We start from the raw sequence: 21,093 nt of genomic DNA, 5'->3' as shown, positions 1-21,093 counted from the left end.
AGCGCCGCCCCTCATCGCCCTGCCGGGCACTTCTCCCCGTATAGTGACGGGGAGAAGGGGCTGGCCGCAATGCCCGCGCCCTTCTTCCGAACGCTGGTGATTGGCGAAACCGTCGATGACAGCGCCCCTCTCCCCGTCACTATACGGGGAGAGGATGCCGGCAGGCAGGTGAGGGGCAGCGCAAACGCTCAAGCTCGTCATCACATCAATTCCCTGCCTGTGTCTGCGGCAAGAGATAGCCTGATGTCGAATGGTTGAGATTGAGATAGCGCGCCGCAACCTGCCTGACTTCGTCGGCGGTGACCTTGCGGATGCGGCCCGGCCATTCCTCTACATCCCTGACGTTGCCGCCGGTGGCGAGCGTCGCGCCGTAGATGTTGGCCATCGAATCCTGCTTGTCGCGGGCAAAGATCATCGAGCGGACGAAACGATCCTTGGCCTTCTCCAGCTCGCCCGATGTGACGCCCTCGCTGGCGATGCGGGCGACCTCGGCCTCGACCGCCGCCTGGACATCGGCCAGCTTGGCGTCGCCGCGCGGCGCGCCATAGACGGTGAAGTTGGTGGCGTCGAGCATGGTGCCTTGGAAAAAGGCGCCGGCCTCGGCGGCAATGCCTTGCTTGACGACAAGCTGCTGGTACAGCCGGCTGCGGCTGCCGCCGCCGAGGATCTCCGCCAGCAGGTCCAGCGCTTCCGCTTCGCCCGGCTTCGCAGTGTGATAGGAGGGAACCACCCATTGCGTCGAAAAATTCGGCACGCTGACACGCGCGTCAGCGAGCGTCACCGTGCGCCTGGTGTTCTGTTCGGGTTCGACCGGACGGATGCGCGGCGGCAGGTCTGGACCACGCGCGACCTTGCCATAGGTCTTTTCGGCCAGCGCCTTGACCGCCTGCGGCTCGACGTCGCCGGCCACCACCAGCACGGCGTTGTTGGGCGTATAATATTTGTCGTAGAAAGCCTTGGCGTCGGCGCGGTTCAGCTTTTCCATCTCCTGCATCCAGCCGATCACCGGAATGCGATAGGGCTGGTTCTGCCAGAGCGTGGCGTCGACCTCTTCGCCGAGCACTGCCTGCGGATTGCTGTCGATGCGCGAGCGGCGTTCCTCGAGGATGACGTCGCGCTCGGTGGCGATGACGTCGTCGTTGAGGATGAGGTTGCGCATGCGATCGGCCTCGAAATCCATCATCTGCTCGAGCGCCTGCGGCACCACCGTCTCGTAAAAGGCGGTGTAGTCATAGGAGGTGAAAGCGTTGTTCGAACCGCCGATGGCGGAGACGGCGCGGTCGAACGCGCCGGCCGCATGGTTGGTCGTCGCCTTGAACATCAGATGCTCGAAGAAATGGGCGATGCCGGACTTGCCCGGCGGCTCATCGGCGCTGCCGAACTTGTACCACACCATATGAGTGACGATCGGCGCGCGGCGATCGGGGATGACAACGACCTCCATGCCGTTGTCGAGCAGGAAATTCGTCACCTTGCCGTCGTCCGGCTTGTTGTCGGCCAGAACCGGCCCGGTCATCACAAGAGCCAGCGCAAAAAGCGTACCGCGCAGCCAATCAGCCTGAGATGTCATCAATGACTCCGGTTGTCATGGGGTGGGACGATAGGCGGGGGTGTTGCCACAGGCAAATTGATTTGTTCGTCATTTTGAAGGCGCTGCGCTCCCTTCATCCAACCTCGATGAAGCGGATAACCGTCTCGCCATAGCTGCGCTCGTCGACAACCGAAAAGCCCGGCCCTGCCTCGAACGGCGCCGCTGCCGCCTCCTCGACGACGCAGAGCGCGCCGGGGGCGAGCCAGCCGCCGGCCTTGGCCGAGCGCAAGGCACGCTCGCCCAGGCCCTTGCCATAGGGCGGGTCGGCGAACACCAGGCCGAACGCGGCCATCGTGCCCGCCTCGCCGAGAGCCGTAGCGTCGCGACGGAATATCTTGGTACGCCCGGTGAGGCTGAAGGCCTCGACATTGGTGCGGATCAGGCCGCGCCCTTCCGCCGATTCTTCGATGAAGACGCCATAAGATGCGCCGCGCGACAGCGCCTCGAGGCCGAACGCGCCGGTGCCGGCGAACAGGTCGAGCACCCGCGCGCCGACCAGCCTATCGGGGAAACGATGCGCAAGCACGTTGAAGACAGCCTCGCGGGTGCGGTCGGTGGTCGGGCGGATGGCGCTTGAGCGGGGCGTCGCCAGCGGACGCCCGCGAAACTCACCGCCGACGATCCGCATTGCCTCCCCTGGATCCCTTGGGGCCGCTGCGCGGCCGGTCGCCGCCTTTGCCGCCATCATTTGGGCGTTCGCCACGCGGCTTGCCGAACGGCTTTGCGCCTCCGGGCTTTCCCCCTCCATGGGCGGGCTTGCCATAAGACGGCTTGAACGAGGCCTTGCGTTCCTTGGCTTCGGCCACCCTGGCGGCATCGGCGTCCGCCCTGCCCTTGCCGATCGGCCGCGCGCCTGGCGCCATCCAGACATTGGCCTTGCGCTGGCCCGGCGGCTCGATCGGGCGCTGCTCGCGTTCGGACTTTTTCCCGCCGCCCGGTTTGCCGCCGAAGCCGCCCGGCCCGCTACGTTCAGATTTGGGGCCGCGATCGGCAAAGCCGCCGCGTTCGGGCCCGCTACGTTCAGATTTGGGGCCACGCGCAGCAAAGCTCTTTTCCGTCCCGAAGCTTCTGCCGGGACTTGTCGACAGCTTGCCCAGCGCCTCGTCGCGGCTGCCTTCGCGGCGCTTGCGGTTCTTGATCAATCCGCCTTCGCCGATCGGACGGCGTTCGCCATCGCGGGTGAATTTCGGCCGCTCAGGTTCCTCTTCGCGCACCGCTTCGCGCCGCACCGGCCTGTTGGAAAACGGCTTGGTGATGTCAGCGTCGAAATTGGCGCCGGACTCCTCGACCAGGCGTTCGCCGAGCTGGTCGCGCAGCACCCGGCCCTTGATCTCCAGCACATGGCCCTCGGGCAGGTCGTCGAGTTGGAACGGTCCGTAGGAAATGCGGATCAGTCGCGTTACGTCGAGGCCAAGCGAGCCCAGTATGTTCCTGACCTCGCGGTTCTTGCCTTCGCGCAGGCCAAGCGTCAGCCAGGCGTTGGTGCCTTGCTCGCGGTCGAGCGTCGCCTCGATGGCGCCATAGAAGACGCCGTCGACGGCGATGCCTTCGCGCAAGCCGGCGAGCGCACTTTCCTCGACCTTGCCGTGGACGCGCACGCGGTAGCGCCTGAGCCAGCCGGTCGCCGGCAGTTCGAGCACGCGCGCCAGCCCGCCGTCATTGGTGAGCAGCAGCAGGCCTTCGGTGTTGATATCGAGCCGGCCGATGGTCATCAGCCGCGGCAGGTCGGCCGGCAGCACGTCGAAGACGGTCTTGCGGCCCTCGGGATCACGATTGGTGGTAACGACGCCGGCCGGCTTGTGGAACAGGAACAGCCGGGTGCGCTCGATCGGCGGGATCTCCATGCCGTCGAGATGGATGATGTCGCCAGGCATCACATTGAAGGCCGGCGAGGACAGCACCCTTCCATTAACCTTGACGCGGCCGGCCGCGATCAGTTCCTCGGCATCGCGACGCGAGGCAAGACCGGCGCGGGCCAGCCGCTTGGCAATGCGCTCACCAGCCTCTTCCGTCGCTTCGGCGGGACGCGGGCGCGGCTTGAAGCCGCCCGATGCCCCTTGGGGCCGAGCGCCGGCAAAATCGCGCTTGGGCCGATCGCCGAAGGCGCGTTTTGGGCGATCGCTGAAGTCTCCCTTGGGACGGTCGAAGCGCCTTTCGCTGCGCTCGCCTTCGGCAGCCGCCGGCCGGTCGCCGCGCGGCGCGTATGGCTTGCGCGGCCCCTCGCGCTTTTCATAAGGCTTGCCTTCCGGACGCGGCCCCTTGCTGAACGGCCGGTCGCCGCTTTTGAAGTCGCGCTTCGGCCGCTCGCCGTCAGCCGCCATTGGCCGGTCGCCGCGCGGCGCGTACGGTTTTCGCGGCCCTTCGCGCTTCTCGTAAGGCTTGCCTTCCGGACGCGGCCCCTTGCTGAACGGCCGGTCGCCGCTTTTGAAGTCACGCTTCGGCCGCTCGCCGTCAGCCGCCATCGGGCGGTCGCCGCGCGGGGCGTATGGCTTGCGCGGCCCCTCGCGCTTTTCATAGGGCTTGCCGTCGGGCCGTGGTCCTTTGCTGAACGGCCTATCGCCACTCTTGAAGTCGCGCTTCGGCCGCTCGCCGTCAGCCGCCATTGGGCGGTCACCGCGCGGCGCGTAAGGTTTTTTCGCGCCGAAGGATGGCTTGCCGCCTTTGCCAGCAGCGGCATCGCGACCACGCGGGCCCGATGGTTTCGAGCCGTTCTTGCGCGGGAATTTCTTGTTTTTGTCGTCCATGTAGCTTTGCTCGTTTGCACTACAGCGCCGCGCGTCCGTACGGACGCGCAAAGGACGCTGTAGGACTTTGATTTGGTGCATGATCCCTTCCGAAAACCGATTTCGGTTTTCGGGATCATGCGCTAGATAACAGGATCACGCCGGAGTAGCGAGGAGATAATCGGAATGGAAACCGCTTGAAGCGGCCGGATTTCATGGCGCTGGCACTGAAGGAGGCCGAAGCCGCCGTCCTGCGCGGCGAAGTGCCGGTCGGCGCGGTCATCGCCAGCGGCGATACGGTCGTTGCCAGTGCCGGCAACCGCACCCGCGAGCTTGCCGACCCTACCGCCCATGCCGAGATGCTGGCGATCCGCGAAGCCTGCCGCAAGCTGTCGAGCGAGCGGCTCACCGGCCACGATCTCTATGTGACGCTGGAGCCCTGCGCCATGTGCGCCGGCGCCATTTCCTTCGCCAGGCTGCGCCGGCTTTATTTCGGCGCCGCCGACGAGAAGGGCGGCGCTGTGGTCAACGGCGTGCGCTTCTTCGCCTCACCGACCTGCCACCATGCACCGGACACCTATCCAGGCATGGCCGAGAGCGACGCAGCCCTGCTGCTGAAGGATTTTTTCAGGGAGCGACGCGAACCCTAACGTCGCAGGATTCTTAGCGCCGGCAGCTTACCACGGCAGCCAGTCGAACATGCCGCCGCTCTTGTTCTTGGCGGCCGCTTCCCGCTTGAGGCGGCGTGCTTTCTTGTACTCGTCCTCGCCGAGGTCATCGACCGGCGCGGTTGCGGAAGCGGCGCGATACTGCACCGGCGGCTCGCTCAGATATCGGCGGGTGTTCGGGTCGCCCTGCTTTTGTTCGGCAAGGCGGCGCTTGACTTCGGCGGCGCGGCCCTTGTCCGAATCCGCCGGCTTCCAAGCCGGCGGATGACTGGAACCCGAGTCCTTCATCGCAGCCTTGATCGCGGTTGGATCCGTCTGGACGTCATCGACGATCTGCGCCTGGTAGGACGGATCGTCCTGGTTGAGCGTGGCCTCGGCGCGCAGGCGAGCGCGGCGCTGCTCGGGCGATTCCGGCCAATCGGCGCTTGCCGTGGCGCTGTCCTGCGGCGGCGGCAGTTGCTTCTGGCCCGGCGCCGGCTTCACCAATTCGGGGCGCGGCTTGTAGTCGATCTTTTCCTTGTTCTTCGGCATGACTGAAAAAGCGCTGGTGAGATCGCCGGCAAGCTGGGCGGAGGCGGTCTTGTCGGTCCCGTAGGTCGGCGAGCCCATGCAGCCGGACAGGGCCAGGCCGGATGCGACAAGCGGCGCCAGCAGCGCAACGCGCGCGCAAGTTCTTTCGGTCATGCCAAAAAGTCCCACTCTAGACAGCCTCTCGATCGCCGCCGGCCAAAGGTCCGGTCCCCATCGCCTATGCTCTTCCGACGGAAATCCGGCGACAATTTGTCGTCCGGAGTTTCGCGTGTTTATCTCAACCACTCGTTAAGGGCAACGAGCCGAGGCCGATCAGCCGCCCGCCGCGGCATTTGTGCACCGCCTTATATACGACCAAGCGCCTTCAATTCATGCAGCACCGCCGCGTCCCGCGCCGAAACCTCGGGGAATTGCTTGTCCTGCCCGACATCGGCCGTGTAGCGCCATGAGCGCGCGCATTTGAGCAGGCCGCGGTCCTCGGCCTTCTCGACCACCACGGCGACGCCCTTGACGTCGTCCAGAGTGAAGGCGCCGGAAGGCGCGTTGCCATGCGCAATGACCAGATCGCTGGTGATCGCCATTTCGGCCATGTCGACATCCGATATCGCCGCTTCGAGCGCCGCATCATCGAGCGTGACGACCGGCACCGCTTCCAGAGACGAGCCGATGACCTTCTGGGCGCGCGCGATTTCCAGCGCGCCGGTGATGACGCGGCGAACCTGCCGCACCTTGCGCCATTTTTCCGCCAGCGCCTCGTTCTTCCAGTCGGCCGGGATTGGCGGAAACTGGTCGAGATGCACCGAGACGGCGTCCGGGTGACGGTCGAGCCAGGCCTCCTCCATGGTGAAGGGCAGCATCGGCGCCAGCCATTTCACCAGGCAGTCGAACAGTTGGCGTACCACCTGCACGGACGCCTTGCGCTTTATGCTGGACGGCGCCTCGCAATAGAGCGCGTCCTTGCGGACGTCGAAATAGAAGGCCGACAGCTCGACCACCATGAAATCGAGCAGCGTGCGGGTGATGCGCTTGAACTCGAAGGCGTCGTAGCCCGTGCGCACGACCTCATCGAGTTCGGCAAGCCGGTGCAGCATCAGCCGCTCCAGCTCCGGCATCCTGTCCAGCGGCACGTCCTCGCCATCGTCATGGGCAAGCGTGCCCAGCATCCAGCGGATGGTGTTGCGCAGCTTGCGATAGGCGTCGATGTTGGTCTGCAGCACGTTCTTGCCGAGCCGCTGGTCCTCCCAGTAGTCGGTGGTCACCACCCATAGCCGCAGGATATCGGCGCCCGACTGTTTGATAACGTCCTGCGGCACGACGGTATTGCCGAGCGACTTCGACATTTTCCGCCCCTCCTCGTCCATGGTGAAACCATGGGTAACGACGATGTCGTAAGGCGCCCTGCCCCTGGTGCCGCAGCTTTCGAGCAGCGAGGAGTGGAACCAGCCGCGATGCTGGTCGGAACCTTCGAGATAGACGTCGGCCGGCCATTTCAGATCCGGACGATTCTCCAGGGTGAAGACATGGGTCGAGCCGGAATCGAACCAGACGTCGAGGATGTCCATCACCTGCTGCCATTTCGAGGCATCGTGATTGCCGAGGAAACGCTCCTTGGCGCCGGCCGCAAACCAGGCGTCCGCGCCTTCCTTCTCGAAGGCGTCGATGATGCGCTGGTTGACCGCCTCGTCGCGCAGGACGTTGCCGTCGCCATCGGCGAAGACGGCGATCGGCACGCCCCAGGCGCGCTGGCGCGACAGCACCCAATCGGGGCGCTCCTCGATCATGGCGCGGATGCGATTCTGGCCGGCAGCCGGCACGAAGCGGGTGTCGTCGATCGCCTTCAGGGCACGGCTGCGCAGCGTCGTGCCGTCGCCGAGCTCCTTGTCCATAAAGACGAACCATTGCGGCGTGTTGCGGAAGATGATCGGCTTCTTCGACCGCCACGAATGCGGATAGGAATGCTTCAGCCGCCCGCGCGCGAACAGCGCATTGCGCTTGATCAGCTCGTCGATGACCGCCTGGTTGGCATTGCCCTTCTTGCCGTTGTCGTCGATGACGCGCGCCGCACCGCCCTCGCGGTCCGCGCCGAAGCCTGGCGCATCCTTGGTGAAGAAGCCGGCATCGTCGACGGTGAACGGGATCGCTGTGTCGATGCCGCGCTGGCGAAGATCTGACGCAGCGTCCATCCAGGCGTCAAAATCCTCGCGGCCATGGCCCGGCGCCGTGTGGACGAAACCGGTACCGGCTTCGTCGGTGACATGCTCGCCGGCGAGCATTGGGACGTCGAATTCATAGCCGCCATTCAAACCTTTGAAGGGATGAGAAAGCGTAAGGCTTCCAAGCTCTTCGGCCGAAATGCTACGGAGGCGGTCCATCGTCACCTTGGCTTTGGTCGCAGCCTCTTCCGCCAGCGCTTCGGCAAAGATCAGCCTTTCGCCAGGCTGCGGGCCGAAAGCATTCTCGGCCGCAGTGACCTCGTAGAGGCCATAGTTGATGCGTGGCGAATAGTTGACGGCACGGTTGCCGGGGATGGTCCATGGCGTGGTCGTCCAGATAACGACATCGGCCTCCAGCAAGTCCAGTGACGTCTGCGTCAGCCTCGGATCCAAGGCTGGCTGCCCATCTTCGACGTTGGTGACCTGACGAGCGAGGCTGACGACCGGAAACTTCGCCCAGATCGTATCGCTCTCGTAGTCCTGGTACTCGACCTCGGCCTCGGCCAGCGCGGTGCGCTCGACAACGCTCCACATCACCGGCTTCGAGCCGCGATACAGTTGGCCCGACATGGCGAATTTCAACAGCTCGCCGGCGATGCGCGCCTCGGCATGGAACGCCATCGTCGTATAGGGATTGTCGAAGTCGCCGACGACGCCGAGCCTCTGGAACTCGCCGCCCTGCACCTTGATCCAGTGTGCGGCGAACTCGCGGCATTCCTTGCGGAACTCGTTGACCGGCACCTCGTCCTTGTTCTTGCCCTTGGCGCGGTATTGCTCCTCGATCTTCCATTCGATCGGCAGGCCGTGGCAATCCCAGCCGGGCACGTAGTTCGAGTCGTAGCCGCGCATCTGGAACGAGCGGGTGATGACGTCCTTGAGGATCTTGTTCAGCGCATGTCCGATATGGATGCTGCCGTTGGCGTAGGGCGGGCCGTCGTGCAGCACGTATTTTTCGCGGCCGGCGGCGTTTTCGCGCAGCTTGCGGTAAAGCTCCATGTCCTGCCAGCGCTTGACCAGCAGCGGCTCCTTCTCGGGCAAGCCGGCGCGCATCGGAAAATCCGTCTGCGGCAGATAAAGCGTCTTGGAATAGTCGATCGTTTCAACAGTGTCGGTCATCGGCGTATCGGTCATTGGTCTGCCATATGCATTGCCCGGCAAAAGAGCCCGGGCGTTGAACTATCATGATCTGGAAAAAGCGCGAGAGGCCGCGCGCAAAATTCCCGGCGGCTCCGGCGGCGCTCAGGCCGCCCGGAACACCGGGCTTGTAATTCGCATCGCAATCGCGAGCGCGCGAGGAAACTGCGTCATGACCGGGCTTTTAGACGAGGCCGGCTCCATTGAAAAGCCCGAACTCTGATGCTTACCCTAGAGCGTGTACCAATTGCGCCTACGTTTATCGTCAGATGGTGTTGGAAGACCAACATCTACGGTTTTCATTTCACAGTTTAGCGCACCGGAAGGAACGAAATGTGACACTGACAACTACTGAGTCCGACCGCGCTCTGCGATTTGAACGCATTTCAACGATGGCGGATCGCGTTTTCGGCAACCATGAAAAGGCGCAGCGGTGGCTGCGCAAGCGAAGTCGTGTGCTCAACCAAGTGCCCATCGATCTCCTGCAATCGGAAGCAGGTGCCAGGCTTGTGGAAGACGAACTCAACCGCATCGCCTACGGCATAGTCGCCTGAGCCATGCGGCCGCGCGCAATACACAACTTGCGAGATCAGATCACATCGAGAAATCGAAGCGATAGGTCGTCGAAACACCGATCGTGAACTGATCCTTTGAGCCGCGCTCCTTGACCAGGCTGGAATCGGCCGCCGGGCCCATCAGCCGCGAATATTCGCCGAACAGGCTGGCCGTCATCGGCTCGGTCACTTTCCAGGTCAACGCGCCGCCGAGGCCCGCCGACTTCACGCCACCGTCCGGTCGGTACCGGCTGAGGCCCGACGCTATGGCTTCCCCGGCGTCGACGCCGTAATATGCGTCGAAATAATCCGACGAGGCGAACGAAACGCGCGGCCCGCCCGAGATCCTGACCTCCGGCGTCACATCGTGGAATGCGTCGGCGGCGATATCGGCGACGAAGCCGTTATGGGCGCGAATGCCGTGCCGCAATTCGGCGCGGGCGCGCAACCAGTCCAAAGGATAGAATTCGAAGAAGCCGCCGGCCTCGCCGCCCCAGCGCACCGGGTCGAGGCCTCTCAGTTCGTCGGCGTCGTCGCCATCGCGCGAAAACAGGATTTTTCCGGCCAGGCCGGCGCGGAAGCCGCCTTCGTCGATCAACCCCAGCGAGATGTTGTCGTTGCGCGAAGTGAAGCGGGCCGCAGGACCGGCCTTGCCGAGCGAGATGATCGGCTGGGCGCTGAGTATATAGTTCTTGCTGCCTTCGAAATCGGGGGCGACCAGGCCGGTGGCGCCGACTGTCAGATACCAGTCGCCGGACAGCCAGCCCAAGGCGCCATCGGCGGCTTCGGCTGCACCGGGCGCGCCCAGCAGGAAGGTGGCCAAGACCACCTGATATACCTTGATAGAACGCATCGTCACTCCATACGCGCGAAACACCGGCGGGAACAACCTGCCTGCAAAGAGCCATGGCGCCGGTTCAGTAAACTTTGATTTAAACTCGACACGCTGACTCACTTTTTTGGCGTGCATCCAGCGCAAGCTGCTCGCTGGACGGGCATGACCCTCGGCGATACCCGCCAAATTGGCAAGATGCCAAGTGACGACAAATGTCAGGCGACGCTGCGATCGGCCTGGCGAATTCGCTCAAAAAGCAATGGCCGTGTCGAGCTCGGACAGCGGGCTGACGCCGGCAAGCAGCGCCCTCGCCTCGGCCTCGTCGCGTTTCATCTGCGCGACTAGCGCGTCGAGCCCGTCGAACTTCACCTCGGCGCGCAGGAAACCGAAGAAGGACACCGCGCATAGCTCGCCGTAGAGATCGCCGGAGAAGTCGAAGACGTAGGTTTCCAGAAGCGGCGCGCCGTTGTCGTCGACGGTCGGGCGGCGGCCGAAGCTGGCAACACCATCATGAAGCGTGCCGTCGGCGCGGCGGAAGCGGACGGCGTAAATCCCTTCCTTCAGAGTGGCTTCCGGCGAAAGCCTCATATTGGCGGTTGGAAAGCCGAGCGTCCGGCCAAGCTGCTGGCCGCCGATCACCTCGCTCTCGACCGTGAAGCGGTAGCCGAGCAGGCCGGCGGCCTCGGCCACCGCCCCTTCGCACAGCAGCGCCCGGATTCGGCTCGACGACACCACCTCGGCGCCTTCGTCGCGAAAGGCGTCAACCAAGGTGACGCCGAAGCCGTGGCGTTCGCCGGCCGCCATCAGATAGGCCGGTCCGCCTTGCCTGTCCTTGCCGAAGTGGAAGTCGAAGCCGGTCACGGCGTGGATGATGCCGAGATTGCTGTCGAGCACATCGGTCACGAACGCTTCCGCCGACAGTGCGGCGAAGGCGCGCGTGAACGGCTGCTCGACGAGTGCGGCAAAGCCCAGATGCGACAGCAGCATTGCCTTCATCGGCGGCGGTGTCAGCACGAACAGCGGTATCTCGGGCCGGAACACCTTTCTCGGATGCGGCTCGAAGGTCAGCACCAGCGCCGGCGCGCCGCGCCGGCGGGCCTCGGCCAGCGCGCGTTCGAGCACGGCCTGGTGGCCGCGGTGCACGCCGTCGAAATTGCCGATCGCCACCACGCCACCCCGCAAATGGGCCGGCAGCGGCGAGATTGCAGAAACGCGTTCGAAGGCTTCCGTCATTTCGGGGCTTGCGTCATTTCGAGGCTTCCGTCATCGAGCGAGCCTACTGCAGTCTCGGAATGACCGCGACCGGCCGGTAGCCATGCCTTTCCAGAAAGGCGATCAGCCTGGCCGGATCCGGTTGTAGCGGATCGCCGTAGTCGCGGGCATGGATGCCGCCCGACACGTAGAGCACGTCGAAGCCATTGTCGGCAGCACCCTTGATGTCGGTCATCATGCCGTCGCCGATAGCCAGCACGTCCGAGCGCTCGACCGGGCGGCCGAGCAGGTCGGCGATCTCCTTCATCGCGACGTCATAGACCGGGGCATAAGGTTTTCCGGCGATCAGCGTGCGCCCGCCGAGCTGGGCATAGTCGCGGGCCAGGGCGCCCGCGCACCAGATCATCCGCTCGCCGCGCTCGACCACAATATCGGGATTGGCGCAGATGAAGGGCAGGTTCCTGGCGCGCAGCCGCCGCAGAAGATCGGCGTAGTCCTCCGGCTTCTCGACCTCGTCGTCGAACAGCCCGGTGCAGACCACGCCGGACGCCTCGAACTCCTCGACCAGCTCGACATCAAGCCCGTCATAGAGCGTGAAATCGCGATCGGCGCCAATGTGGAAGATCTTTCGCGGCCCCTCCATGATCAGGTCGCGGGTCACGTCACCGGAGGTGACGACGCGGTCATAGGCCGCAGAGGGAACGCCGATCGCATTCATCTGCGCCACGACATCGGCGCTGCGCCGCGGCGAATTGGTGATCAGCACGACAGGTATCTTCGCCTCGCGCGCGGTGCCCAGCGCCAGAGCCGCGGCCGGAAAATGCCGTTCGCCATTGTGGACCACACCCCAGACGTCGCACAGGATGGCACAATAGGCTCCCGACAAATCCGCGAGCGAGCCGATGATATCGGGCGAGTCCGCCATATCGTTTCCCAAATCATGATGGTTGCGAGCGTCGCCGCCGACGTCCGCCGCGGCAGGGGTCCACCGCGGCAGGTTCGCATTAACCGAAGCACTTGACCCTGTCACCAGCTTTCACATTTTTCAGGATTGCCCTGGTTTCAGGATTGCCTTGGCACTGACGAAGGCAAGCGCGCAAGCCGCTCTTGCCGAGACTTCCCCATTCTGAACGCTTCGGCGGCCGGTCCAGCCGCGCGCAGCAATGCCGGCATCGGCGGCGTGGTTAACGAGCCTTGAAAAAGCAAGCCGATCTTGGATGTTTTTCAGCGATCTGAAATTTAAGGATTGATGGCATCTTTCGCCGACTAGGGGTTTTGGCGAGGGGCTGAAGACAATGATCCGAAAATTCGGTAGGGACCGGCGTGGCAACTATACGCTGATGACGGTCATCACGATGGTGCCACTGATGGGCGGAGTGGCGCTCAGCGTCGATTACTCGGAACTGCTGCGCCAGAAGCACGCCACGTTGAACGCTTTGGACGCCGCCGGCCTCGCCACGGCTCAGCAGGTCGTCTCCGGCGCAACCGACGACGCCGCCAGGGCCTACGCCAAGACTTTCTTCGAAACCAATCTCGGCCCCGTCGATCCGGCCAACACGTCGCTTACCGTCACCCTGCCCAACAGCAATGCGGGTGGCGGCACGTTGAAGCTCTGCAGCGCCCTTACCTATCACCCCTATTTTCTGCCGGCCGCCGCCATGCTGCTGGGCGGCGGGACCACCAGCGGCGCTACAACTTTCACGGATTGCTCGGAAATCCGTCTCAAGAACACGCTGGAAGTCGCTCTGGTGCTCGACAATTCCGGCTCGATGAACGAACTCGGTTCCGGCACCGGCGCGAGGCGAATAGACCTGCTGAAGACTGCCGACAAACAGCTTGTCGATACGCTGGCGCTGCAGGCACAGCAGATGAAGCAGGTCAGCAAACCGGTGCAGTTCTCCCTGGTGCCGTTCGCTGCTTCGGTCAATGTCGGTCCCACCCATGACCAGGACAGCTGGATGGACCAGGATGGCATCTCCCCGATCCAGCATGAGGATTTCGACTGGACGAAGATGACCGCCGCCAACGATCCGGACAGATACGCCGAGAAGCTCAACGGCGTCTGGTACAAACGCGGCACCGGCTGGGGCGACACCGAGGATCAGCCACTGACCCGCTTCAGCCTCTACGCCGACATCACCCTCGAGTCCGGCCGCGAAGAAGTGCCGAACACGAAACAGTATATCTGCGACACCTATAACAAGAAAGGTAACTGCAGCAGCGGCCACTGGACCACCCCGGAATATATCTACACCACCAGCCGCTATGCGAGTTGGCAGGGTTGCGTGGAGGCGAGGCCGCACCCGTATAACAACGACGACACGACGCCTGATACCGCCACACCTGCCACGCTGTTCGTGCCGATGTTTGCGCCCGACGAGGCCGGCACGCTCTGGCTCGATTTCAACCGCGACGGCGCTAACGACGTGATCTATCTGAACTATGGTTACGGCAACAACTGGTGGGCCGACTGGCCTTACACCGACAGCCCAACCGCTTCGCAGCGGCAGTCGGACATGCGCAAATATTTCCTGGTCAAGCCTTACGGCTCGAAGTCGGCTGCCTCGGGCGACGGCCCAAATTCGTCCTGCACGACCAACCCGATCACGCCGCTCAAAGACGTGACTCAGCTTGCCCAGAAAGAGGAGATCGACAACGCCATCGACGCCATGGCGCCGAACGGCAACACCAACGTGCCGGAAGGCCTTGCCTGGGGCTGGCGGACGGTGTCGAGCAACGAACCTTTCACTGCGGGCCGGCCGAACACTGAAAGAGGCAACGACAAAGTGGTCATCGTGCTGACCGACGGCGCCAATACCTACAGCGCCGTCAGCGACAGCGGCCACGCCAATAACAGGTCGACCTATGCCGCTTACGGTTACACCGGCCTGACATATCCGGGGTCTGGAAGCGTGACGCGGCTGTTTATGAACACAAGCACCGACATCGGCAAGACGACCTACACGGACGCCAACTACACCGCCGCGCTGGACGAGCAGATGCAGACCCTTTGCGGCAACGCGAAGAAATCGAACGTTCTCGTCATGACCGTTGCGCTCGACCTGTCGACCACCGATGCCGGTGAGAAGAAAGCACTCGACGCGCTGAAGGCCTGCTCCTCGGACTCGCGCTTCCGCAAGGATCCCACCGATCCGACCAAGCCGGCCAAGCTGTTCTGGAACGCGACCGGGGCGACGCTGTCGCACAATTTCAGGGAAATCGCCAACGAATTGTCGAACCTGCGCATCGTCGGCTGAAGGGGGTGGGGTCGGCTGAAGGGGGCGCAAGCGCCCGGAAATGACAGGCTGGCGGAACAGCGCCCCCCTCTGTCCTGCCGGACATCTCCCCCACAAGGGGGGAGATCGGATGTCGGCACGGCTTTCGCCAATCTCCAACGCCGCAGAAGAGGCGAGGCGCAGAAGCTGCCGATCTCCCCCTCGTGGGGAGATGCCAAGTTGTGGCAAGGGGGCAGGCCAGAGGGGGGCGCGGAAGGATAGCGACCGAACAGCTTTGTTTGGGCCGCTGCATTCTTCGGCTGTTAACGCCGCTCCAGCCTACATCGGCCGCCGGTCCGGCTGCGCCCGCTCCGGTTCGACCAGCCTGCGATAGAGATGCCACGTCGCATGGCCAAGCACGGGCATGACGACGGCGAGCCCGGCAAACAGCGGGATCGAGCCGATGACCAGCAGCACGGCGACCATCAGGCCCCACAGCGCCATCTGCAGCGGGTTTGTCATCACCGCCCGTGCCGAGGTCTCGATCGCCGAGACCGCGCCGACATCACGGTCGAGCAGCAGCGGGAAAGCGACGACGGTCGTCGCCAGCACGATCGCGGCGAAGACGAAGCCGGCCGCATTGCCGAGCAGGATCAGCGTCCAGCCTTTGGGCGTTGTCAGCACCTCGCGCACAAAGCCACCGATCGAGGCCGGCGGCTGAGCGCCGAACAGGCTGGAGTAGATCGATTGCGCGGTGAACAGCCAGAGCAGGAACAGTGCCACCAGCATGATGCCGATGACCGCGATCGCCGGCAGCGCCGGCGAGTGGCGCACCTCGAGGGCGTGCCACCAGGACGTGTCCATGCCGAGCTCGCGGCGGCGGCTGATCTCGTAGAGGCCGATCGCGGCGAACGGTCCAAGCAGGGCGAAGCCGGACATCAGCGGGTAAAGCAGCTGGATGGCGTAGGCGCCGGATGTCGTCCACTGCGCCAGGATCAATCCGACCACGGGATAGATCAGGCACAGGAAGACGTAATGCGATGGCTTTGCCCAAAAATCCTCGACGCCGAGCCGCAGCACATCGATCAGGTCCGCCGTGGTGATGCGGCGCACCCTGGGCTGCACGTGCATCCCACGCGCGTCCGACATGACATGAAAGCTGGCCATACCCATTCTCCCGTATTCAGGGGGCGGCCACCGCCAGGATGGCCGCCCGTAGCTGCCACTTCAAGAGCGATGGCATGATAGCCGAATTCGATGTGCTTGTCGCGAATCGGGTGGGATTGAGCATGCGCGGCGCGGCACAGGCCGTGTTCGTGCCGCGCCGCTGGCGTGTGCTAGACACCAAATCGTTCAATCACCTCGGCCAGCGGAACGTGGCCAAGGCAGGCACCCGAACCCGCCGGCGTTTCGCCGTCCTCGATGGCCTGCGCGTATCGCACGTCCGGATTGCTTTCGATCCCACGGCGCAGCGCTGCCAGCCTGGGATAGGCGGCGCCGTCGACCGCCTGGTGGAACTCCGCCCAACGTGCCACGCCGATCAACGTGGTATCGGCCAACGTCAGGCGGTCGCCGACCAGAAAGTCGGTGTCGCCGATCATCCTCTCAAGCCGGTCGTGGCGTTCGGCAACGGCCTGGCGGCCGAAGTCACGCAAGGTCGCCAGCAGGGCCGGTTCGGCCGATTCCATTTCATAGGCAGCCCAGAGCGGGGTGAAAGCGGCGGTGAAACCGGTGTTCACGAAAGCCATCAGCTGATGCATCCGGTCGGCTTCCGGCGAGCGCGGGTCGAAGCTGATGCGACGTTGCGTGTCGCGGGCTTCGAGCCAAGCGGCAATCGCCATGGTCTCGGTGAGCACTCTGCCTTCGTCGGTGATCATCACCGGCGTTTCCTGGCGGCCGTTGATGCGGGCATAGGCATCGTTCTTCATTTCGGTGAGCATGTCGACGCGGCACAGGCGGTAGGGCTGTCCGAGGCGTTCAAAAGCAGCGACGAGCCCCATCGAACTTCCCGCCGGGACGCCGTAAAGGAGGATAGGTTCCATTTCTTTGTCTCTTCCATGTTCAGGGATCACGCTGCGCAGCGAAGCTTGACCCTAAACGCTGGTCGCCCCATGTAAATTACGCACTATTTTGTAACCAGGATCCGCCATGAAAGATGTCGTCTCAAGCTGCCCGATCGAAGAGGCCATGCGTGTGCTCAGCGGTCGCTGGCCGACCTTGCTGCTCTACTATCTGAAGGACGGCACCAAGCGCTTCAGCGACCTGAGGCGTGACAACGCGACCGTGTCGCACCGCATTCTGGCGCTGGAACTGCGCAAGCTGGAGGAAGCCGGGATCGTGCGGCGAACGGCGCATGCCGGCTATCCGCTACGCGTCGACTATGATCTCACGGCAGCGGGTCTCAAGCTTGTGCCGCTCTTCGACGCCTTGGGCGACTGGTGGGAAGATACCGAGAACGATCGGGCCGGCCGGGTCTCATCGGCGCCAAGGCTGGTGGCGGCGGAGTAAGCAGTGGGGGAAATTTGGCGATTGCAACTATACGTTGTGCAACTGCTTGGGTGGAATCAGCCGACCGGGCCGAATACCTCAGGGAGCGCGCAGCGCCAGACGGTGTCTACTGGCCAACACCTGCGGTTACCAAACAACACACGTGCTAACCCTCCTATCACTAAATCACGTTTTTGGTGATTGTCACTTGAATTCCCCTCAATCACTTGTTAGGTGATTGAGGGGAGAATCATTATGAAGACCGCGCAATACAAGCTGATCCTGAGCCGCGCTGGCGAACGCGCCATCGACATGACTTTCGCGGCTTATGCCGTCATGCACGACATCCTGGATCGCACCGCCTCTAGCCAACGCACCAACACGTTTGAACTCCAGAAGCTCGCCTATGAAGCGATCCGCGCCGAGACGGGCCTGCCGGCGCGACTGGTGACCAATGGCATTCGCGAATACGCCTCCGGCGCCTGGTCGCCCGACCGGCTGCCGCTTGACGACAAGCTCATGTCCTTCAAGGGCGTCGACAAGGTTTCGATTTCTACCGTTGAGGGGCGTGTGATCGCGGGATTCCTGGCCACCGGCTACTCCGATAGCCAGGAGAAGGCGCAACTTTCCCATCTCGTACGGGATAACGGGGCCTATCTGCTCACCGTTCCGCTGTCGGCGGACATGCAACACAGGGAGATCGAAGCCATGCAGACCGAATCCATTTCCGGGCGCGTTTCGCGCCTCGCCGCCGGCCTAGTCGCAACCGTGATCGACGGCCTTGAGAAGAAGGCTCCCGAGGCGGTGGCCGAACAAGCGATCCGCGAGATCGACAAGGCCGCCGACGAGTTGAAATCCAACCTCGCAGCGCTTATCGCCGAGCGCAAGCGCTACACCCTGCAGAAGGACGACCTGACCGAGGAACGCGAGGGGCTGGACCAGAATATCCGTGTCGCCCTGCAAGAGGGCCGCGAAGACCTCGCACGGGCCGGTATTGGCCGTCAGGACGACATCGACGCGCAGGCCGCCTCTATCGACAAGCTGATCCAAGATGTTGATGTGCGCATTGACGAAGCGCGAGGCGCGCTGAGCGCCGCAAGTGCGGCCCGCCGCGATTCCGAGGAGCGGGTGAAGATAGCGCGTCGCGCCCGCGAGGCGCAGAACCCGGGCACGGCAGGCAACGCTGGCGGCGGGTTCCGCAAACCCGCACCGGAGGATCGCATTGCGGCCGCGCTTTCCAGCGTGGCGCGGCTGACCGACCTGCCCGCTGGCAAGCCGCGCGACAACGATCTTGTCGAACTCGAAGAATTTGGGCGCCAGCGCCGCATTGACGACCGGCTGGCGGCTCTGCGCAGCGAACTCAAGGGTAAAAAGTAGCGCCGATGGCAGAAATTCTCCACGCGCCGGCGCTCTATCTCTATCCATTGCTGGCAGGGATGTTGCTGGGTGTCCTGCAGATCGTCCTGTTCTTTGTTGGAGCCGGGCATTTTGACCATGGTGGCGGCGAAGACGGCGCGGTCGACCACCTCCTCGACGCCACACATCTGGGCGACGTATTCGATTGGTTGAATTTCGGTCGGGTACCCTTCGCCATCCTGATACTGCTTCTGCTGGTCACGTTCGGCATGGTCGGCATCATGCTGTGGCAGATCTTCCCGGCCTTGCCGGCGTGGAGCTACGCTTTTGGCGCGGCGCCGGCGGCGGTGATGGTCACGAAGATCACCGGCGGCTGGATCGCTCATCTCCTGCCGCAGGACGAGAGCTACGCCGTCAACCACGATCATCTGGTCGGGCGTCGCGGCACGGTCACGCTCGGGCCGCTGGACGACGGTCGGCCCGGCTCGATCCGGGTGCGCGATGAGCATGGCGAATTGCATACGCTGCGGGCGCGGCCCGCAGACGCGGGAATGAAAATCGAGAAAGGCGCCTTGGTCGTGGTGGTGAAAGCCGCCGAGGGACCCGGTCGTGTCTGGCTGGTAGTGCCGTTCGAGGAGCACATCTAGCCAGAGCTTTGGGCAAAGCTGAACATCAAACACTTTCAAATCTGGGGGCAAGTTATGGACAATATGGTTCAATTTCTGATCTGGGTCGGCATCGTTCTCTTCGTGATAGCGGTGATCGGCTTTGTGCTCGGGCGGCTCTACCAGCGCGCCGAACGTGACGAGGCCTTCGTGCGTACCGGCGTCGGCGGCCGCAGAGTGGTCAAAGACGGCGGCGCGCTGATCCTGCCCATCTTGCATGCGCTGGCGAAGGTCAAGCTCAACACCGTCAAGCTGGTGGTCGACCGCCGCCGCGAGGACGCCTTCATCACCTCTGACCGCATGCGCGTCGACATCCGTGCCGAGTTTTACGTACGCGTCGACGGCACGGATGACGGCATCGGCCTCGCTGCGCAGACACTGGGCGACCGTGTCAACGACCCGAAGGCAATCCAGGATCTGGTGGAAGCCAAGCTGGTCGACGCGCTGCGCTCCGTCGCCGCGCGCAACACGCTCGATCAGCTGCATGAGAATCGCTCGGACTTCGTCAAGGCGGTGCAGGACGCAGTCGAGACCGATCTGCGCTCGAACGGGCTGGAGCTGGAATCGGTGTCGTTGACGGGCCTCGACCAGACGCCGCGTGAGTTCTTCAACGAAACCAACGCCTTCGACGCCGTCGGTTTGGCCAAGCTGACAACCATCACCGAACAGCGCCGCAAGGAGCGCAACGAGGTGACGCGGAAGACCGAAGTGGCGATTGCCGAGCAGGACCTGAACGCCTCGCGCGAAAAGTACGCGTTGAAGCGGCAAGAGGAAGAGGCGCGGCTGGAGCAGGAGCGCGACGTAGTCTCCAAGCAGGCCTCCACCCGCTCCGAAATGGCCAAGGCCGAGGAAGCGGCGAAGCTCGCCGAACAGGCCGCCCAGATCGCGCGCGAACGCGAGATCGCCGAGCATGCGGCGGAAGCGCAGCGCGCCAAGGAAGAAGCGCGCATCAACTCTGAGCGCGAGGTTGAATTGTCGCGCCAGAATATGGCGGTGGCCATCGCCAAGAAGAGCCAGGAAACCAGCCAGGCTGAAGCCAAGGCCCGCGAGGCCGAGGCGCTGACGGTTGCGGCTGAAGAAAAGGTGCAGACGGCGCGCGAACGCGAAATCGCCGACCGTGCCAGGCAGATCGCCGTTCTGCAAGCACAGGAAGCGGCGGAATCTGAGGCTGTGTCAGTGACAGTTGGCGCGAGCGCCGAAAAGGCAGCGGCGGAAGACCGCGCCGAGGCGGCGCTGGTAGAAGCCCGCGCGGCGGCGGAAGCGATGAAGGTCCGCGCCGAAGGCGTGATCGCGGAAGGCGAGGCGGAGGCCGCGACCATCCGCGCGACGAACGAAGCGCGCAACCTGCTCTCCGACCGCCTGATCCAGCTTGAACTGACGCAGGCGCGGATCACCATGCTGCCGGAAGCATTAAAGGCGCTGATGGAGCCGGCGAGCCGTATCGATAGCATCCGCGTGTTCGACACGGCGGGATTTTCGGGCGGTCGCTCGGGCGGCGAAGGCGGGCGTTCGGGTCCGGGCGATCTGGCCGATCAGTTGCTGAAGTTCACCGGCAACAAGTCTCTGATCGACGCGCTCCTGAAGGAAGCTGGCATCGCCGGCGCCGGTGGCTCTCTGAAGGATCTGGTCTCGACGCGGCCGCGGGAAACGGATGCTGACGGGGCCGGTCTGTTCGAGGAGGCAGACGGGGAGGACGACGAGCTGGTCGCCCCCCTGCCGGGGATACCGAGGGCCTGAACTGCCCGAGCGCTGATCTCGATCGGGCCTGGAACAATCCACGCCCGATCTATTTGCCAGCCAGGATCGCGTTTATGTCAGGCAGGCCGCCTTGCCGCCACCGTGCTGCCCACCGGCGATGGCGGCGGCGCTGCTATCGACGTGGGATGGCCGCGCGGGCGCGGCACCCTGA

18 protein-coding genes are annotated in these 21,093 nt (G+C 64.0%); 8 read left to right on the top strand and 10 right to left on the bottom strand.

From position 1 onward, the window contains the following. Positions 1-205: 205 nt before the first annotated feature. From AC0L2Z_RS16830 to AC0L2Z_RS16820, 3 genes are all read right to left on the bottom strand, one after another. The gene (locus AC0L2Z_RS16830; RefSeq protein WP_287346899.1) at positions 206-1,570 is read right to left on the bottom strand and encodes a M16 family metallopeptidase; all 1,365 of its coding nucleotides are present in this window, start codon (positions 1,568-1,570) and stop codon (positions 206-208) included. Positions 1,571-1,664: 94 nt separating this feature from the next. After that, positions 1,665-2,219, bottom strand: coding sequence for a 16S rRNA (guanine(966)-N(2))-methyltransferase RsmD (gene rsmD / locus AC0L2Z_RS16825; RefSeq protein WP_023802269.1), 555 nt, complete (start codon positions 2,217-2,219; stop codon positions 1,665-1,667). Further along, positions 2,200-4,335: a pseudouridine synthase gene (locus AC0L2Z_RS16820; RefSeq protein WP_473628816.1), complete on the bottom strand. Its 2,136-nt coding sequence runs from the start codon at positions 4,333-4,335 to the stop codon at positions 2,200-2,202. Before AC0L2Z_RS16820 ends, rsmD begins: the two co-directional genes overlap by 20 nt. A 176-nt stretch (positions 4,336-4,511) precedes the next feature. On the opposite strand from AC0L2Z_RS16820, the gene AC0L2Z_RS16815 reads away from it, so the two are divergent. Next, positions 4,512-4,964, top strand: coding sequence for a nucleoside deaminase (locus tag AC0L2Z_RS16815; protein WP_473628814.1), 453 nt, complete (start codon positions 4,512-4,514; stop codon positions 4,962-4,964). Positions 4,965-4,991: 27 nt separating this feature from the next. On the opposite strand, the gene AC0L2Z_RS16810 is transcribed toward AC0L2Z_RS16815, so the two are convergent. Both AC0L2Z_RS16810 and ileS read right to left on the bottom strand, forming a co-directional pair. Then, on the bottom strand, positions 4,992-5,666 hold the full coding sequence (locus tag AC0L2Z_RS16810) for a hypothetical protein (protein ID WP_473628812.1): 675 nt from the start codon (positions 5,664-5,666) through the stop codon (positions 4,992-4,994). Positions 5,667-5,857: 191 nt separating this feature from the next. After that, entirely contained in the window at positions 5,858-8,842 is a 2,985-nt protein-coding gene (gene ileS, locus AC0L2Z_RS16805) for an isoleucine--tRNA ligase (protein ID WP_473628811.1), read from the bottom strand. Positions 8,843-8,897: 55 nt separating this feature from the next. Between ileS and AC0L2Z_RS16800 the strand changes: the two genes are divergently transcribed. Next, complete coding sequence (locus tag AC0L2Z_RS16800) at positions 8,898-9,083, top strand: hypothetical protein (protein WP_473628809.1); 186 nt, start codon at positions 8,898-8,900, stop codon at positions 9,081-9,083. Positions 9,084-9,129: 46 nt separating this feature from the next. Then, positions 9,130-9,414, top strand: coding sequence for an antitoxin Xre/MbcA/ParS toxin-binding domain-containing protein (locus AC0L2Z_RS16795; protein ID WP_473628808.1), 285 nt, complete (start codon positions 9,130-9,132; stop codon positions 9,412-9,414). Between the two features lie 40 nt (positions 9,415-9,454). Here the strand turns inward: AC0L2Z_RS16795 and AC0L2Z_RS16790 are convergent, their stop codons facing one another. The 3 genes from AC0L2Z_RS16790 to AC0L2Z_RS16780 form a co-directional block, all read right to left on the bottom strand. Continuing rightward, a complete protein-coding gene (locus AC0L2Z_RS16790) occupies positions 9,455-10,267 on the bottom strand; it encodes a MipA/OmpV family protein (RefSeq protein WP_473628806.1) in 813 nt (270 codons plus the stop codon). A 231-nt stretch (positions 10,268-10,498) separates the two neighbouring features. Then, entirely contained in the window at positions 10,499-11,482 is a 984-nt protein-coding gene (locus AC0L2Z_RS16785; protein ID WP_128176964.1) for a bifunctional riboflavin kinase/FAD synthetase, read from the bottom strand. A gap of 43 nt (positions 11,483-11,525) precedes the next feature. Next, positions 11,526-12,386, bottom strand: coding sequence for a TIGR01459 family HAD-type hydrolase (locus AC0L2Z_RS16780; protein WP_023802261.1), 861 nt, complete (start codon positions 12,384-12,386; stop codon positions 11,526-11,528). Between the two features lie 370 nt (positions 12,387-12,756). Between AC0L2Z_RS16780 and AC0L2Z_RS16775 the strand changes: the two genes are divergently transcribed. Beyond that, entirely contained in the window at positions 12,757-14,718 is a 1,962-nt protein-coding gene (locus AC0L2Z_RS16775) for a pilus assembly protein TadG-related protein (protein WP_473628804.1), read from the top strand. 297 nt (positions 14,719-15,015) lie between these two features. Here AC0L2Z_RS16775 and AC0L2Z_RS16770 read toward each other — a convergent pair whose 3' ends face one another. Both AC0L2Z_RS16770 and AC0L2Z_RS16765 read right to left on the bottom strand, forming a co-directional pair. Further along, positions 15,016-15,843, bottom strand: coding sequence for a DUF2189 domain-containing protein (locus AC0L2Z_RS16770; protein WP_287249790.1), 828 nt, complete (start codon positions 15,841-15,843; stop codon positions 15,016-15,018). A gap of 170 nt (positions 15,844-16,013) precedes the next feature. Next, a complete protein-coding gene (locus AC0L2Z_RS16765; RefSeq protein ID WP_128169758.1) occupies positions 16,014-16,718 on the bottom strand; it encodes a glutathione S-transferase family protein in 705 nt (234 codons plus the stop codon). Between the two features lie 106 nt (positions 16,719-16,824). On the opposite strand from AC0L2Z_RS16765, the gene AC0L2Z_RS16760 reads away from it, so the two are divergent. The 4 genes from AC0L2Z_RS16760 (at position 16,825) to AC0L2Z_RS16745 (ending at position 20,921) form a co-directional block, all read left to right on the top strand. Continuing rightward, positions 16,825-17,184, top strand: a complete 360-nt coding sequence (locus tag AC0L2Z_RS16760) for a winged helix-turn-helix transcriptional regulator (RefSeq protein ID WP_473628802.1) — start codon at positions 16,825-16,827, stop codon at positions 17,182-17,184. A gap of 234 nt (positions 17,185-17,418) precedes the next feature. After that, the gene (locus AC0L2Z_RS16755; RefSeq protein WP_023802256.1) at positions 17,419-18,540 is read left to right on the top strand and encodes a PspA/IM30 family protein; all 1,122 of its coding nucleotides are present in this window, start codon (positions 17,419-17,421) and stop codon (positions 18,538-18,540) included. A gap of 5 nt (positions 18,541-18,545) precedes the next feature. Beyond that, positions 18,546-19,166: an OB-fold-containig protein gene (locus AC0L2Z_RS16750; protein ID WP_128169755.1), complete on the top strand. Its 621-nt coding sequence runs from the start codon at positions 18,546-18,548 to the stop codon at positions 19,164-19,166. A 54-nt stretch (positions 19,167-19,220) separates the two neighbouring features. Beyond that, positions 19,221-20,921, top strand: a complete 1,701-nt coding sequence (locus AC0L2Z_RS16745; protein WP_128169754.1) for a flotillin family protein — start codon at positions 19,221-19,223, stop codon at positions 20,919-20,921. The last annotated feature ends 172 nt before the right edge of the window (positions 20,922-21,093 follow it).

It is taken from the genome of Mesorhizobium sp. WSM4850, from assembly GCF_055811735.1.
This window is presented reverse-complemented; position numbering and strand designations above follow the sequence as displayed.